At 23.5% G+C, this 16,052-nt stretch carries 12 protein-coding genes; all 12 read left to right on the top strand.

All coding sequences use genetic code 4. The annotated features are described in order from the left end of the window. The first annotated feature begins 33 nt into the window (after window positions 1-33). The 12 genes from AACL15_RS03080 (at window position 34) to AACL15_RS03025 (ending at window position 16,001) form a co-directional block, all read left to right on the top strand. Complete coding sequence (locus tag AACL15_RS03080) at window positions 34-2,682, top strand: PTS transporter subunit EIIC (RefSeq protein WP_339033343.1); 2,649 nt, start codon at window positions 34-36, stop codon at window positions 2,680-2,682. A gap of 36 nt (window positions 2,683-2,718) precedes the next feature. After that, window positions 2,719-3,699 (top strand): ROK family protein, encoded by a 981-nt coding sequence (locus AACL15_RS03075; RefSeq protein WP_339033342.1) that lies wholly within the window; start codon window positions 2,719-2,721, stop codon window positions 3,697-3,699. 252 nt (window positions 3,700-3,951) lie between these two features. After that, window positions 3,952-4,275, top strand: a complete 324-nt coding sequence (nrdD, locus tag AACL15_RS03070) for an anaerobic ribonucleoside-triphosphate reductase (protein ID WP_339033341.1) — start codon at window positions 3,952-3,954, stop codon at window positions 4,273-4,275. Further along, the gene (gene nrdD, locus AACL15_RS03065; protein ID WP_339033340.1) at window positions 4,244-6,076 is read left to right on the top strand and encodes an anaerobic ribonucleoside-triphosphate reductase; all 1,833 of its coding nucleotides are present in this window, start codon (window positions 4,244-4,246) and stop codon (window positions 6,074-6,076) included. The genes nrdD (AACL15_RS03070) and nrdD (AACL15_RS03065) overlap by 32 nt, the downstream gene beginning before the upstream one ends. After that, window positions 6,076-6,582, top strand: coding sequence for an anaerobic ribonucleoside-triphosphate reductase activating protein (gene nrdG, locus AACL15_RS03060; RefSeq protein ID WP_339033339.1), 507 nt, complete (start codon window positions 6,076-6,078; stop codon window positions 6,580-6,582). The genes nrdD (AACL15_RS03065) and nrdG overlap by 1 nt, the downstream gene beginning before the upstream one ends. 89 nt (window positions 6,583-6,671) lie before the next feature. Beyond that, a complete protein-coding gene (locus tag AACL15_RS03055; protein WP_339033338.1) occupies window positions 6,672-7,397 on the top strand; it encodes a hypothetical protein in 726 nt (241 codons plus the stop codon). A 1,577-nt stretch (window positions 7,398-8,974) separates the two neighbouring features. Next, the gene (locus AACL15_RS03050; protein ID WP_339033337.1) at window positions 8,975-9,712 is read left to right on the top strand and encodes a hypothetical protein; all 738 of its coding nucleotides are present in this window, start codon (window positions 8,975-8,977) and stop codon (window positions 9,710-9,712) included. Between the two features lie 82 nt (window positions 9,713-9,794). Continuing rightward, complete coding sequence (locus tag AACL15_RS03045; protein ID WP_339033336.1) at window positions 9,795-12,449, top strand: glucose PTS transporter subunit IIA; 2,655 nt, start codon at window positions 9,795-9,797, stop codon at window positions 12,447-12,449. Window positions 12,450-12,487: 38 nt separating this feature from the next. Beyond that, on the top strand, window positions 12,488-12,709 hold the full coding sequence (locus tag AACL15_RS03040) for an ROK family protein (protein ID WP_339033335.1): 222 nt from the start codon (window positions 12,488-12,490) through the stop codon (window positions 12,707-12,709). A gap of 61 nt (window positions 12,710-12,770) precedes the next feature. Continuing rightward, the gene (locus AACL15_RS03035) at window positions 12,771-13,094 is read left to right on the top strand and encodes an ROK family protein (protein ID WP_339035090.1); all 324 of its coding nucleotides are present in this window, start codon (window positions 12,771-12,773) and stop codon (window positions 13,092-13,094) included. Window positions 13,095-13,143: 49 nt separating this feature from the next. Continuing rightward, entirely contained in the window at window positions 13,144-14,547 is a 1,404-nt protein-coding gene (locus AACL15_RS03030; protein ID WP_339033334.1) for a glycoside hydrolase family 1 protein, read from the top strand. Further along, entirely contained in the window at window positions 14,547-16,001 is a 1,455-nt protein-coding gene (locus tag AACL15_RS03025) for a glycoside hydrolase family 1 protein (RefSeq protein WP_339033333.1), read from the top strand. The genes AACL15_RS03030 and AACL15_RS03025 overlap by 1 nt, the downstream gene beginning before the upstream one ends. Window positions 16,002-16,052 lie beyond the last annotated feature (51 nt).

Genomic DNA, 16,052 nt, shown 5'->3' with positions numbered 1-16,052 from the left:
CTATAATAAATAAAACTTTGAAAGGAATTATTTATGCACAAAAAAGTTTTAAATGTATATGCTATTTGTGATGGTATTATAGATATAATAGAAAATGTTGATGATAATGTTTTTAAAAATAATTTATTAGGAACTGGTTATTTTATATCTGCTACGTCTAATGAAATTTATAATCCAATTGAGAGTGCTAAAATAGATTTAGTTTTTGAAACAAAACATGGTTTATTTTTAAAACAAGAACATTTGGATTCTTCTATTATGATAAATATGTGCCTTGACTTTGAAAAAGAAGATAGTCAATATTTTAATATTGAAAAAGAGCAAAATCAAAAAATAAAAAACTTTGAAAAAATAGCAGAAGTAAACTTAGATTATTTAAAAGTAGTTCATAAAAATACTAATATAGCTGTTTTAATTAATGATGAATCTAATAAAGTGAATTGAATTTTTCAACCTTATTTTGCAGGTAAAACAAAAGTTAAAAAAAATGAATTAATAGGTACTTTTGAATCAATTTTAGAAAGTGAAAAAGATATTAAAGTTGATGAATACTTTAAAACTAGTTCAAATTGAGAACTAATTGCAAGACAAATAATTGAATTTGTTGGAAGAAAAAGCAACTATAGTAATTCCTACAATTGTTCAACTCGTCTTAGATTTAAAATAAAGGATAAAAATCTTGTAGATATTGATTCACTTCAAAAAATTAAGCAAGTAAAGGGTGTTATTTGGAAAAATAATGAGCTGCAAATAATTTTAGGCAAAAGTGTTTATAAATTATATACAGGTTTAAAAAAGATTGAAGATTCTGGGGAGTTTGATTTGCTGGCAACCAGAAAAATGTCTCTTGGAAAGAGAATGTTAGTTAGTCTTTCTTCAATAATGATCCCATTAATTCCAATATTAATCGGAGCTGGTATTATAATGGCCTTTGTTGGTGTATTGCAAATAACAAAGATAATGCCAGACATTGTTTTAAAAATACCAGAGACAGGATTAAAACCAGGTCAGGAATATATTAGAGATACAAATGTATTATGAGCAATGTTATATGTAATAGCTAACACGCCTTTGAGATTTATAGGTATATTAGCAGGAATAAGTGCTGCAAAATATTTCAAACTAAATATATTCTTAGGTTTGTCAATTGGTTTAATTTTAGGTAGTCCTTTAATATTTGGAGATGGAGGACCAATAGGATTTGGATATAGTTGAGATTTATTTAAAACTGGAATAAGTCCTGATGATCCTATTTGATATGGTCTTTCTTCAATAAAAGTAATGCCTCAAGGGGCAAGAGTAATTGTTGTAATATTGGCAGTTTTAACTACAAAAAAAATTGAAAATTGAATTATAACTTGAGTACCAAAATCTTTAGAATTAATTCTAAAATCAGCTTTAACATTATTAATTGCAGCTTTAATAACATTTTTTATCATAGGGCCAACTTGATATATTTTTGAACAATTAATTGGTATTGGTTTGAGATTTGTTACTAAAACCCCACTTGGAATTGGTACTGGTATTTATGCTTTAATTTGACAACCCTTAGTTATAGTAGGTATGCATTCAGCTGTTGGTCAAATTTCACAAATGCAAGTTTTAACAGATGGGGTCAGTTACTTAACTCCGGGTGGAGAGTTTTCTGTATGAGGACAAGTAGGAGCTGTTATTGCAGTTATACTTATTTCTAAAAATAGTGCAACTAAAAGAGAAGCTCGATCAACTGTAATCACTGGTTTCTTTGGTGTACCTGCTCCAATTGTTTATGGAATTAACTTACCTAAAGTAAGACCATTTATTGCAGGAACTCTTGGTGCTTTCTTAGCTGGTTGTTTTAGTAATATGTTAAGCGTTTCACAAAGAGTTAATACAGGTTTAGGAGTATTTTCGTTCTTTGGATTTTTCTCAAATCCAATAAATCCAGAGATTGTAACTGTTGAGTTAATACCTAATAGTTTGAATGGTTTATACAATATATTATGTTGTGTGATGGCGACTGTGCTAGGGTTAATGTTTACAATATTTATGTATAAAGAAAGAATTCCTGAAAATAACATTCTTAAAAAAAATAATTTAAAAGTTATTAAAATAATTAATTTATCAAATTTTAATTTGACTTCTGAAGATAAATTAAAAGTGACAAATATTTTAAGTACAGAAGAAATATTTTTTACAAAAGAAGAAGTATTTAAAATTAAAAAACTTGAAAAATTATTAATTGAAAGTTTAAAATATAAAATTGAGTTAGAAATTATTTTTGACAAAGAAAAGAAAATCAAAAATAGATTATTTGAACAAGGAACTAATTTAATTAATAAGAATAAACCTTTAAAAGCTAAATTAATTATGGAAAAACATAAAAGTATTTATTTTTTAAGCAAAAAAGAAACACTACAAAATAAAATTCAGCAATTAGATATCAAAATGATTAATAAATTAAAATGATTAGATGATATTATTAAAACTAAAGAAAATGTAGTTCTAAATAATTTTGAATTATTAGAAGATTACTTATCAAAAGATATTCTATATTCAATAAAATTATTATACAAAAATACTTTAAATGATTTAAAAATTACTTATAAATTACAAAAACCACTTGATACAAAAATAACTTTAAATAATATAATTAAGAAAATATCACAGGAAAATAATTTAAGTAAAAAGTTAACAAAATAATTAAATAACATTTGAGAAAGATAGGACAATTTGTTTATGAGAAATATAAATTATTTATATGATATTGGAGGAATGAGTACTAAAAAAATTGTTATGGATCATAAAAATAAAATAATATCAGAGGATGTAATATCTTATGATGATACTAAAAGACCAAATTCGTGACAATTAGATGCAAGTTATGTTTTTAGTTTAATAAAAAAGGATTTACCAAAAGATACTAAAATAAATTTAGGAATTAGTATTCCTGGAATTATTGATTCAAATAATTATAGAATATTATCTGAGTCTGCATTAACAAATATTAATGAAATTAATTTGAAAGATTTTTTTAAAGACTTAAAAAATATAGAAATGTTTAAAATTGAGAATGATGCTAAGGCTGCAGCTTATGGAGAATATTATTTTGGTCAAAATCAAAAATACAAAAATATGCTTCATGTAACTGTAGGAACAGGTCTTGGTGGAGGAATTATTATTGATGGTAAAATTTATAAGGGTTTTAAAGGAGGAGCTGGTGAATTATCAAAATTATTTTCTAATTTTGATTCTGAGAATATGAATTTAGTTGTTCAAAGTACCTCAACAGGAGCAAATTTAAAAAGATATACAGATTCAATTGAATTAGGAAAACTTGCAGAAATTGAAGATGTTGTAACTGCTAAAACAAAAGATAATACTAAAATTAAGAAATTAATTGATGGTAAACTATTTATGAAACTAGTTGAAGAAAATGAGACAATAGCTGTTAAAGTTTTTGATATATGAACAACGAGTTTAGCTAAGTATTTAGTTTCTTTAAATTTTTTAATGGATTTTGAAATTATAACAATTGGAGGAGGAATGAGTTCAAATAGTAAATTTTTAGATACTATAATTAAAAAGACCAATGATTATATTATTTTATTTAAAAATTTTTCTCCAATTGAAAATATAAATATAGTAAAAAGCAATCTAGAAAATAGAGCTGGATGTTATGGTATTTTAGCCAAGTTAATAAAGAGTAATTTAACTTAATAATAATTTAGATATATTTTATTAAGAACCTTATATTCAATAGGGTTCTTTTATTTAATACTTTATACTATAAAATTTATTATTTTTCTATATAAATAAAAAATATAAAGGAATTTACTTTTTTTATATTATTTTCTAGTTATTTTTATAAATTGATTTTTTATTTTTTTTTGAGAATATTAATTCACAACTAAACAAAAAAATTTAGTTCAAAATTTTAAAAATCATATTTATTTAAAGGAAGTATAATTTATGAAAGAAAATAAGGTTTGTTATAAAATTATTGATAAGGAATTTAATAAAGTAATTTCAACAACAAATAATGATATTAAAAATGAAAATGCAAATATGAATGGAGATACACCTAGTGGAAAAATGATGAAATTTGCTTCATTATCATCAAAAAATTTTGCTTTAAAAAACTTACTTAACTTAAATCATGCAGAATTGCATGAGAGTTCATTAATTCACATTCACGATTTAGACTATTATGCTACAAAATCAGCAACTTGTGTACAATATAATCTTGAAGAAATATTTAATAATGGCTTTAAAACAAAAAAATGGTCTAATTAAAGAGCCACAGTCAATTGGTGTATATGCTGAATTAGCATCTATTATTTTTCAAACAGCCCAAAATGAAATGCATGGAGGTCAATCAATTCCAGCTTTTGATTATTTTATGGCTCCGGGAGTAAATAAAACTTTTAGAAAAGTACTACTTAAAAAAATTAAAGATTTCTTATTTTTTTTAAATATAGAGTTTGATGAAAAAATAATAGATAAAATAAAAAAAGATTTAAATATTAAATTCAAAAATTTAAAAAAGGAAATGCTTAGTTCATATTTAGAAGGAATTAATATCTCAGAAAAGGATTTTGATAAAATAAATAAGTTAACTATTAAGGAGACTATTGTTGAAACAAATCAAGCTATGGAAGGCTTTATCTATAATTTAAATACTCAACACTCAAGAGGAGGAAATCAAGTTGTTTTTTCTTCAATAAATTTAGGAACTGATACTACAAAAGAGGGAAGACAAGTTACAAAATCTCTTTTTAAAGCATTAGAAAATGGATTAGGAAATGGTGAAACTTCAATTTTTCCTATAGTTATTTTCAAAGTTAAAAACTTAGTAAATTTTCATGAAGATGACTATAAAATAGCAATGAACATAAGTCAAGATGAGTGATTTAATGAAAATAATATTTGAAAATCTAAAAACTTTGATTTATTTTTAAAGGCAATTAAAACTACAAGCAAAAGATTATTTCCAAATTTTATGTTTTTAGATCAAAAATATAATCAGCATGAGTTATGAGATCAAAATGATAGTAATTCGTGATATTATGAACCAGCAACAATGGGATGTCGTACAAGAGTTTTTGAAAATATTAATGGTGAGAAAACATCAGTTGGAAGAGGGAATTTGAGTTTTACTTCACTAAATTTGCCTTATATTGCATTAGAACTTTTAAAAGAAGAGGGTTTTTTAAAAAATCAAGTAATTAATTATTCTAAAATTAATTATTCTAAAATTAAGATATTATTTTTAGAAAAGATTAAATACTATAGTAATGAAGTTTGTGAACAATTAAAAAATAGATACAATTATCAAATAACAGCTATTGCAAAAGAATTCCCATTTTTAATGAGTAATAATATTTTATCAGGTGGAATTAATTTAAACTCACAAGATTTTGTAGAAAATGTTTTTAAACAGGGAACATTAACAATAGGTTTTGTTGGACTCGCAGAAGCACTAAAAGCATTATTAAATTTTCATCATGGTGAAAATGAAAAAGCACAAAAGTTTGGATTAAAAATTATAGAAACTATTAATAGTGTTTCAATTATGTGAAAACAAAAAACTCACTTAAATTTTGGAGTTATAGCAACACCTGCTGAGTCAGTTGCAGGTAGAATGGTTAAGAAAACAAGAAAAGTTTTTGGCTTAATTTATGGAGTTACTGATAGAGAGTACTTTACAAATTCAAATCATATACCAGTATATTACAATATTAGTGCTATTGAAAAAATTAAAAAAGAAGCAGAGTATCATTTATTAACTTTAGCAGGTAGCATAAGTTATGTTGAATTAGATGGAGAAGTTAAAAAAAACTTACATGCTATTCTTTCTATAATTAATGCAATGCGAGTTTCTGGAACAAATTATGGAAGTTTAAATCATCCAGTAGATAGATGTAAAAAATGTAATTATACTTCCTTAATTCCTTTAAGATGTCAAATGTGTAATAGTACAGAAATATCAAGAACTAGAAGAATTACAGGTTATTTAGTTGGAGATTTAGAATGTTGAAATAAAGGAAAACAAGCTGAGGAAATAGAAAGAGTAAAGCACAAAGCTAATATTTAATGAAAATACTTAAAATTTTTAAAGAAACAATAAGTGATGGTCCTGGAATTAGATATTCCATTTATATTGCTGGATGTTTGCATGCTTGTTATGGTTGTCATAATCTTTTGAGTTGAAATTTTAAAGTAGGAAAAAATTTTGATAAAGAATATGAAAAAAAGATTATTTTTGAAATAAAATCGAATTCACTATTAAATGGAATTACTTTTAGTGGTGGAGATCCAATGTTTAGCGCTAGTGAATTATTACCCTTTATCAGAAAACTAAAAAAACAAACTGGATTGAATATATGATTATATACAGGTTTTACTATAGAAGAAATTATAGCAAAAAAAGATAGTCCAAATAAAAATGAGTGTTCTATGTATAAATTATTATTAGAATTGGATACATTAGTAGATGGTAGATTTGTTAAAGAACTATATGATCCAAATATTCTATATAGAGGAAGTTCAAATCAGCGATTAATTGATGTAAAGAAATATTTTAAATTAATTGAAACTTAATTTTTTTTAAATTAAAATGTTTTTTTTTTTTTTTTTAAATAATTATGATTATTGATATAGAAAGAAAGAAAATCTTAAAGGTAATGATAATGAAATATGTATTTGATAAATTAGAAATTATTAGCAAAGAATTTGAAGATACCACTTTTAAAATAATAGCAAAAAAAATATTAAATAATGTTGAGAGAGGAATATTTTGTGATCAAGAGGAACTTGCTGCACAAACCTTTGTTTCAATTTCAACTATTACTAAATTTTCTAAAAAATTGGGCTTTTCAGGTTTTAGAGAACTAAATTTTAAAATGAAAAACGAATGGAGAAAGCTTGATTATGAGAAAATTGAAAAATCTCATACATTTGAAATTTTTCAACTAATTGAAAAATGAATTTATTATAATGAAGATTTTGTAGATAGTATTTGTAAAAAAATTAATGACAGTAGTTTCATTAATATATATTCTTCTTATCAAGCAATTGGCTCATCGAAGTATTTTGCAAATATGTTAATTGAATATGGAAAAAATGTGACGCTTTTAAATAATGAATTTAGATTTAAAGCTAAAGAAAATAATGAAAAAGGCTTTAATTTATTGATACTAACTGGAAGGGATAATGATACACTTATAGATAATTTTTATAAAGCATACGATGAAAATTATTCAAACTTCATAATTACTTCAGAAAATCAAAATGATAAATTAGATTTAAAATTTACAAAAAAAATGATAATAGATTATTCATTGGACAATTCACAGTTATCATCAAGAGAGATTGTTTTACATATGTTATTTTTTTATATTTTTAAAAGACTCTAATTATCTTTTTTAAAAATTTTAAAAGGAAAGTCTAGTTAATTTAACATCAATTTAAACATTTATAATATAAGGAATTTTGCAATTTATAAAACTCTAAAAAATACAATATATTATTATTTTTTTGAAATATATTAATACAAAATATTTGCAAACGATAAAAAATTATTTAATTTGAAAAAAAAAAAAAAAATAGATTCTGATTTTATTTTGCATCTAGATAGAAGTATAGTTTAATTTTAAACGTAAATCATTAATCAAAAATAAATGAATGTTTCTCAATTACAATTTAATTCATAAAATTATTGAAGAGATAAATAAATATTATATAAAAAGAATAGAAGAATTCAATTAGTGATATTCATTATCTAAAATATATGGAATGTATTTTATTATAGATATAAAAAATACATTAAATTGTTTAATGAAGAGGAAAAAATATTTATAATATGTTTTTTTAATTAAAAATTTATCCAAAAGAGATTTGGAATGTCAACTAATAAAGAAATTAAAATTTTATAAAAGTGAAATAGAAATAATATTTATAATTCAACATTATGATAGTTTTTATTAAATTAATTAAAATATAGTATTTAATAAAATAAAAATCTTATGGATTTATAAATTTAGTTTATGCTACTCTTATTTAAAAATATAAAGAATTACTTAGATACTGATTACCCTTTAATAAAATAAATACTTTAATGCTATCATCAATTAATTATTAGTTTTTTAGAAAAATTACAAAACTAAATAGAATTTTTTAAATGCCGTTACAAGAAATATATAATAAATTTTATGCTCAGAAAAAGTTATTGAATTATCAAAAATATTTTAAAAAATATTGGGATCGATTGTATGATTGTAAATATAATTATGCTTGCAATTGATTAAAATACATTAATAATCTAAATAACTTACTAACTCAAAAAATTAATAGATATTTTATTATGATACTTTTACATAGAGAATATATCGAAGATATTCAAATGATACTTAGAAAAAATAGAAATAAATATTATAGGAGAATAGCTGGAATCATTTATAAAAACTGCTTGATATATCATATTTATTTTTTATATGACTTCAAGCATATAAAAAATAAGAGTAATAATTCATAAAACCTAATAATTGCAAAAAAAAATATTTTTTTACAATCAACGGAATGAGAGTAAACATTGATTCTTTTAGGATTAAATTAATTATTAGATAGTTGTCAGTTATCAGTATTTATTTCAGAAAAAATAATTTGTATTGTTGAAAATTGGTTTTAAATTATACAAGTAGTAATAAGTATAGAATATATTTTCTAAAAAAACATTTTATTCAAATAAATAAAATCATTTTTGATGGAGTAGATAGATTTAACTGTACTATTTAAATTATAATATATGTAGTTAGTTCTTCTATAAAAATAATTAATATTTAAAATACTAATCTTTATAATTCTATATCATTCTCTTTATTATGATCAATTTTAAAAACTAAATTATAGTAGAAAATTATTTATATAAGTAAATATTATATTTACTTTTTTTTATTGAAAGATATAATTTTAATTATTAGAAAAGAGTAAAAATATGTCAGTAATTAATAAATTGATAAAATTAAGTGAGTCATTTGATAATACTAATTTTAAAAGCATTGCAAAAAAAATTATAGATAACTTTGCAAATGGACAATTTAAAAATCAAGAAGAACTTGCAAAGCAATGTTATGTTTCACTATCAACTATAACAAAATTTTCTCAAAAAATTGGATGTACTGGATATAGAGAATTAATTTTTACTTTAAAAAATGAATATAATCATTATGGTTGATCTGAGAATGTAAATAAAGTTAGCTCTTTAGAGAGATTTGATTCTATTCAAAAATGAATTATAGAAAATAACTCATTTATTGAAAATATTTCTCAAGCAATTAAGGAAGCAAAAATAATAAATTTATATGTCTCAAATCAAATTAAGCATGCAAGTTCTTATATATTAGATTTATTTGATAATATGAATAAAATTGTTAGAGTAAGTTCTTTAGAATATAAAAATAATTTAATAAAAAATGGTGAAAATGAGGTTGAGATTATAATTATTTGTTCAAGTAATAATGGTTCTCTAATAAGAAAGTATGAAAAAGAAGCAAATGAAAAAAATAATAAATTTCTTATTACAACAAATAGTCAGGAAATAAAATTAGATATAATTTTTACAGATAAAATGTTGATCGATTATCAATTTGATAAATCAAAGTCTATCTATAGAAATATTGCTTTAGAAATGTTGTTTCTATATATATTTGAATACATCCAAAATACTTTCTAAAATAGAAAGTATTTTCTTTTTATGGAGAAAATATTTTTTTTAAATCATTTTAGTGGAAAATATTACTGTAAGGGGGAAATATATGAATTTAAATTTATATGCACCAGTTGATGGTGAAGTAAAAAGCATTCAAGATTGTTCAGATTCAATGTTTGCAGATCGTATGCTAGGTGATGGATTTGTTATTATTCCAGAATCAAATGATTTTAAAGCTTTTTTTGATAAAGCAACAGTCACGATGATATTTGACACATATCATGCATACGGTTTTGATGTGGATGGATTAAAATTCTTAATTCATTCTGGAATGGATACAGTAACATTAAATGGAGAGGGATTCACTACTAATTTAAAAGTTGGAGATAAAGTATCTAGAAAAAGTGATATTTTCAGTGTTGATTTAGTTTTATTGAAAAAAAAGAAATTATTGAGTGAAACCCCAATAGTATTTGAAATAAGTGATTTAGCTAATTATCAAATAAATAATTTAAAACTAGGAAAGGTAAAGCAAGGGGAATTAATTTGCACAATTAATTATGAATTTAAATCAGATATTAAAGAAGCAAATGTAAAAAGTAAGATAGATGTTGTTGAATTCTTTAGTGTATCAAACAAATATGAAAAAAATGCTAAGTTAATTAATAAGTTTATAGGTAATCAATCTAATTATAATGAAGTATATAATTGTATGACAAGACTTAGATTTAGCATTAAAAATAAAGAGCAAGTAAATATTGATGAAATAAAGAGATTAGAACTTGTTAAAGGTACTGTTTGAAATGGTAATGAATTGCAAATTGTTATTGGTCAAGATGTTTATAAATTAAAAGAAGAGATTATAAAACTTAATAATCAATTATTGTCAATAAAAGCCTCAATAGGACTTAATAGTTCAAAAGTTTCTTTAGGAAGAAGGTTTTTATCAATGTTTTCAGGAATTATGGTTAAAATAATTCCTGTAATGGTTGGAGTTGGTCTAATTCAAGCTATTATGGCTATTTTAATGCAAACAGGAATAATGCCCAATATTGTCTTTAAATTAAGTGAAAATCCAGGAATAAATGATGTTTTATTTAAAGATGCTGCTATAGGGTGAATAGTGTTATTTGCAATGGCAAAAACAACAACTTATTTTATGGGGATAATGATTGCAGTTTCTGCAGCTAATTATTTTAAATTAGATAGTTTAATGGGTATAGCTATTGGAATTATTCTTTGTTGTCCTTTAATGTTTGGAGATGGTGGAACTCTTGGGATAGGAAATGATTTTATTTTACTAGATTTGGGAAATATTAATACTGGAAATCCTATGCTAGATCAAATAACTAAAATAAAAATTAATGCCATGAGTACAAAGGTCTTTGTTATTATAGGTGCAATATATACAGCTAAAAAATTAGATACTTGATTAAAAAAAGTAATTCCTGTTGCATTGGAATTAATGTTTAGACCCTTTATTATTATAATTTTGGTTGTTCCTTTATCATTTTTTGTTTATGGAATTGCTTGAAATTTTATTGAAACTTTATTTGGAACTTCAATGTTCTATGTCGGAAAAATTCCTTTAGGAATAGGAGTTGGTATATTTGTATCAATGTGGCAAGTATCAGTTATTTTTGGTTTACATTTAATGTTGGGATTAATTTCTTTTCTTGACAGTTTGTCTCCAGTAACAGGTGGTCAAACAGTATATGGTATTGCCGGTTCAATTTCAGTATGATCTCAAGTTGGAGCTTTGATTGGAGTAATATTAATTACTCAAAATGCAAAATTAAAAAAACAAGGAATGGGTATGCTTCCAGCTGGATTACTTGGTATTACAGAACCAATTCTTTATGGAATTAATTTACCTAAAAAAAGACCATTAATTTCAGGGGTATGTGCAGCTTTTATTGCTGGAGTCTTTGCAAATATTATTGGAGTTACACAAAGAGCACAAAGTGGAATTGGAGTATTTGAAGCAATTGGCTTCTTCTCAGATCCAATTTATGGAGGTACTGGAAAACTTAATCCTGTTAGCAATGGTTCATTTTATTTATTAGCTAGTTTATTAGCAGTATCAAGTGCAATACTTTTCAGTATGTTATCTTATAAAGAAAGAGAAACAGAAAAAACCTTATTAAATAAAACAATTAGTAAATTAAAGTTATTAACAATATTAGAATTAAATTTAAATAAAGAAGACACAACAAAATTAAAAAGAGAGTTAGATGAAGTTAATAATCTTTTAGATAAAGAAACTATTAATTTTATTAAAACTATTGAAAAAAATATTCAAACTTGATTAAGATATAAAATTAAATTGAGTACTATTATTGAAAAAGAAGAAATTGAAAAAGAAAAAATAATAATTAAAGGTAAGAGTTTAACTAGTAAAGAGAAATTTGATTTGGCAAATATTTATATGCAGAAATATAACTCAATTGATAATTCTGAGAAAATAAATTTATTAAAAATAAAAATTGATAATCAATATAAAGTAATTGAGTTAGAAAAATTAAATAAAAATATTTCAAAATTAGAAAAATTAATTTTAGAAAAATTAGGAAAATCAAATTTTATAAAAAAAGAAAATATAAATGAATTAAAGCCAATAATATTTAATAATTTAAATAGTGTTCAAATTTATTATGGTTTATTAGAAAATAAAATTCCAAACATTAATTTAAATGAAAAAATTTATTATATAAAAAATAATAATTATTTAAATAAAGAGAAGGTAAATCTAAATGTTTAATTATTGTTTTGATATTGTTGGAACATCAACAAAGTGTATTGTTTTTAAAAATAATATTTTATTTAAAAAAGTTTGTACTTTTAAATGATGCTAAAGCTGCAGCACTTGGTAAGTATAATGAAGGAATAAAAAATAATTTTAAAATAACAAACATGGTTTATTTAACAATAGGAACTGCAATCGGATGTGGCATTATAATAAATAAAAAACTTTTTACTGATAATACATTTCAAGCAGGGAGAAATTGGAAAAATTTATAGTAGTTTAAAAAAAGAGATACATCAACTGTAACTTTAGATACAGGTTTAGGAACTGTTTTAATTAAATATTTTATTAAAACAGAAGAAAAAAAAAAAAAAAATAACGGGTGAAATTTTTTTTGAACTATATAATCAAAAAGATAAAACAGTAGTTGAAATGATGGAGAATTTTACTTCTCATTTAGCAAAACCAATAATAAATTTAAATTTTCTATTAGATTTTGACTTAATCACTCTTGGTGGAGAAGTTAGTTCTAATAAACAGTTTATTAGTTTAATTAAAGAAAAAATTATTAAACATAGAGATTTTTATTGGCAAGAAAAATTATTTTACTCTTGCGAAAATCTTGAAAACAAATTTGATGTATCAATCTTAAAAAACTAAGCGGCATGCTATGGTGGATTATATTTATTAAACAAGGAGGAAAAATAAAATGAAGAAATTTCCTAAAAATTTTTTATGAGGAGCTTCGAGTAGTGCCTATCAATTTGAGGGAGCTATAAATGAAGGAGGAAAGGTACCTTCGATAATGGATAAGTTTGACGAAAGAAAAAGTTATCCAAAAGGAATTACAGGATTTAAAGTTGCTTCAGATCATTATAATCATTGAAAAGAAGATGTTGCTTTAATGGCAGAAATGGGATTTAAATCTTATAGATTTTCTATCTCTTGACCTAGAATAATTAAAAATATTAAAGGAGATATAAACCCTGAGGGTATTAAATTTTATAGAGATTTAATTGATGAGCTTATAAAATATAATATTGAACCAATTGTTACTATATTTCATTTTGATACACCATCTTTTATTGAAGAAATAGGCGGATTGGATAGTAGTGAATTTTCAAATATATTTGAATTATATTCAAAAGTACTTTTTGAAAATTATGGATCAAAAGTTAATTATTGATTAACAATTAATGAATTAAATATGTTTGCTTTTGTTGGTCAAATAATTGGAGTTATTTCAGAAAAGTCTAAAAGTACGAAATGACAAATTATGCATAATTTAAATGTTGCACAAGCTAAAGCAATTAGATTATGTAAAAAAATGTTACCTAATGCAAAAATTGGACCAGCACCAAACATATCTTCGGTTTATGCAAATTCAAATAAACCTCAAGATCATTTGGCAAAACTAAATTTTGATCAAATGAGAAATTGAATATTTTTGGATATTGTTTGTCGAGGAGAGTATGGAACTTGGTTTAAAAACTTCTTAAAATTAATAAATGAAGAAATAATTATTACAAATGAAGAAAAGGAAATTTTAAAAAACTCTAAACCAGACTTTATCGCTTTTAATTATTATTCAACAATGACTGTTGAATATGCAAGCAGTAAAGATAGTAAAAATTCTTTAAATAACCTTGGTGACCAACAATCTGGTTTCATAATTCCTGGGATAGGTAAAACTGTAAAGAATAAAAATTTAGAAGCTACACAATTTGGTTGAGAAATTGACTCTATTGGTTTTAGAAATACTTTAAGAGAAGTTTATGATAGATATCAATTACCAATTATGATAACAGAAAATGGAATTGGAGCTAGAGATGTGTTAACTGATGATAAAAAAATTCATGATGACTATCGAATTGAATATTATCAAAAACATATTAGAGCAATGAGCGAAGCTATTGCAGATGGAGTTGAAATGATAGGTTATATGCCTTGAAGTGCAATTGATTTAGTTTCAACTCATGAAGGAATTTCAAAACGTTATGGTTTTGTTTACGTTAATAGAGATGAGTTTGATGAAAAAGATATGAGAAGAATTAGAAAAGATAGCTTCTTTTGATATAAAGACTTAATAGAGAAAAATGGAGAAAATATATAATGGCAAAAAAATTAGAGTTCCCAAAAAACTTTCTTTGGGGTGGTGCTACTGCAGCCTCTCAAATAGAAGGAGCGTATGATGTTGATGGAAAATCTTTATCTATTCTTGAAATGATTCCTTTTATGGAATTAAAAGATAGAAAAGATTTATCTGCAACAAGAAAATTAACTAAACAAGATTTACTAGATTCAATTGAAAATAAAAAAGGATTACATTATCCAAAAAGATATGGAATAGATTTTTATCATAGATATAAAGAAGATATTGCTTTGTTTAAAGAAGCAGGACTAAAAATTTTTAGAATGTCAGTTGCTTGAGGAAGAATATTTCCAAATGGGGATGAGAAAGAACCAAATCAAAAAGGATTAGAGTTTTATAGAAATGTATTTAAAGAATGTAAGACCCAAGGATTAGAAGTAATGGTTACAATAAATCACTTTGATACACCATTTCCAATAATGCAAAATTATGGAGGATGAAAAAACAGAAAAGTAGTTGAAATGTATTTTAAATATGCAAAAGTTCTCATAGATGAATTCAATGAATATGTTAAATATTGATTACCTTTTAATGAAATAAACTTAGCAGTTTTAATTTCATCTTTCTTTGTAGAAGATAAAAGTGGAAATAAAACCACATTTGAAAAAATTAATGAATCTTATCAAGATCTGCATAATCAATTTATTGCTCAAGCAAAAGTAATTGAATATTCTAAAAAATTTAAAAATATCCAAGTTGGATGCATGGTTGCTAATTCAACAACTTATGCGTTAGATTGTAATCCAGTTAATGTATTTGAAAATCAACAAAAAGAATTAATGAAAAAATTATTTTACTATGATGTAATGATTAAAGGTGAATATCCTTGATATTCACTAAAATATTTTGAAGATAATAATATCAATATTATAAAAGAGTCTGGAGATGATGAATTGTTAAAAAATAATCCAGTTGAATTTATTACATTTAGTTATTATATGTCAAGTACTATTGCAAAAGAAGAAGGAGAATTAACTGAGGGAAATTTAATGAAACTTGGAAAAAATCCATTCTTAAAGGCAACAGAATGAGGATGACAAATTGATCCTATCGGTTTAAGATATACTTTAAATCAGTTATGAGACAGATATCATGTACCCTTATTTATTTCAGAAAATGGGATTGGAATGTTAGAAAAATTAAATAATAAAAATACTGTTGAAGATGATTATCGAATTGATTATTTAGCAAAACACTTTGAACAAATGAGTTTTGCAATTAAAGATGGAGTGAATTTATTTGGTTACACAATGTGAACTCCAATAGATGTTGTTAGTGCTGGCTCAAATGAAATGTCAAAACGTTATGGTCTAATATATGTTGACTATGATGATTACCATAAAGGTACAGGTAATCGATTTAAGAAAAAATCTTTTAACTGATTTAAAAAATTTATGAGTACAAGTGAAATTTAAAAAAGAATGCTATTTTAATTTAAAGAATAACATTCTTTTTTCTATTTTTTT

This window comes from Spiroplasma endosymbiont of Cantharis rufa, assembly GCF_964019665.1.
Taxonomy (GTDB): Bacteria; Bacillota_I; Bacilli_A; order Mycoplasmatales; family Mycoplasmataceae; genus Spiroplasma_A.
Note: the sequence above shows the minus strand (reverse complement) of the source record. Positions and strands in the feature narration are given on the sequence as shown.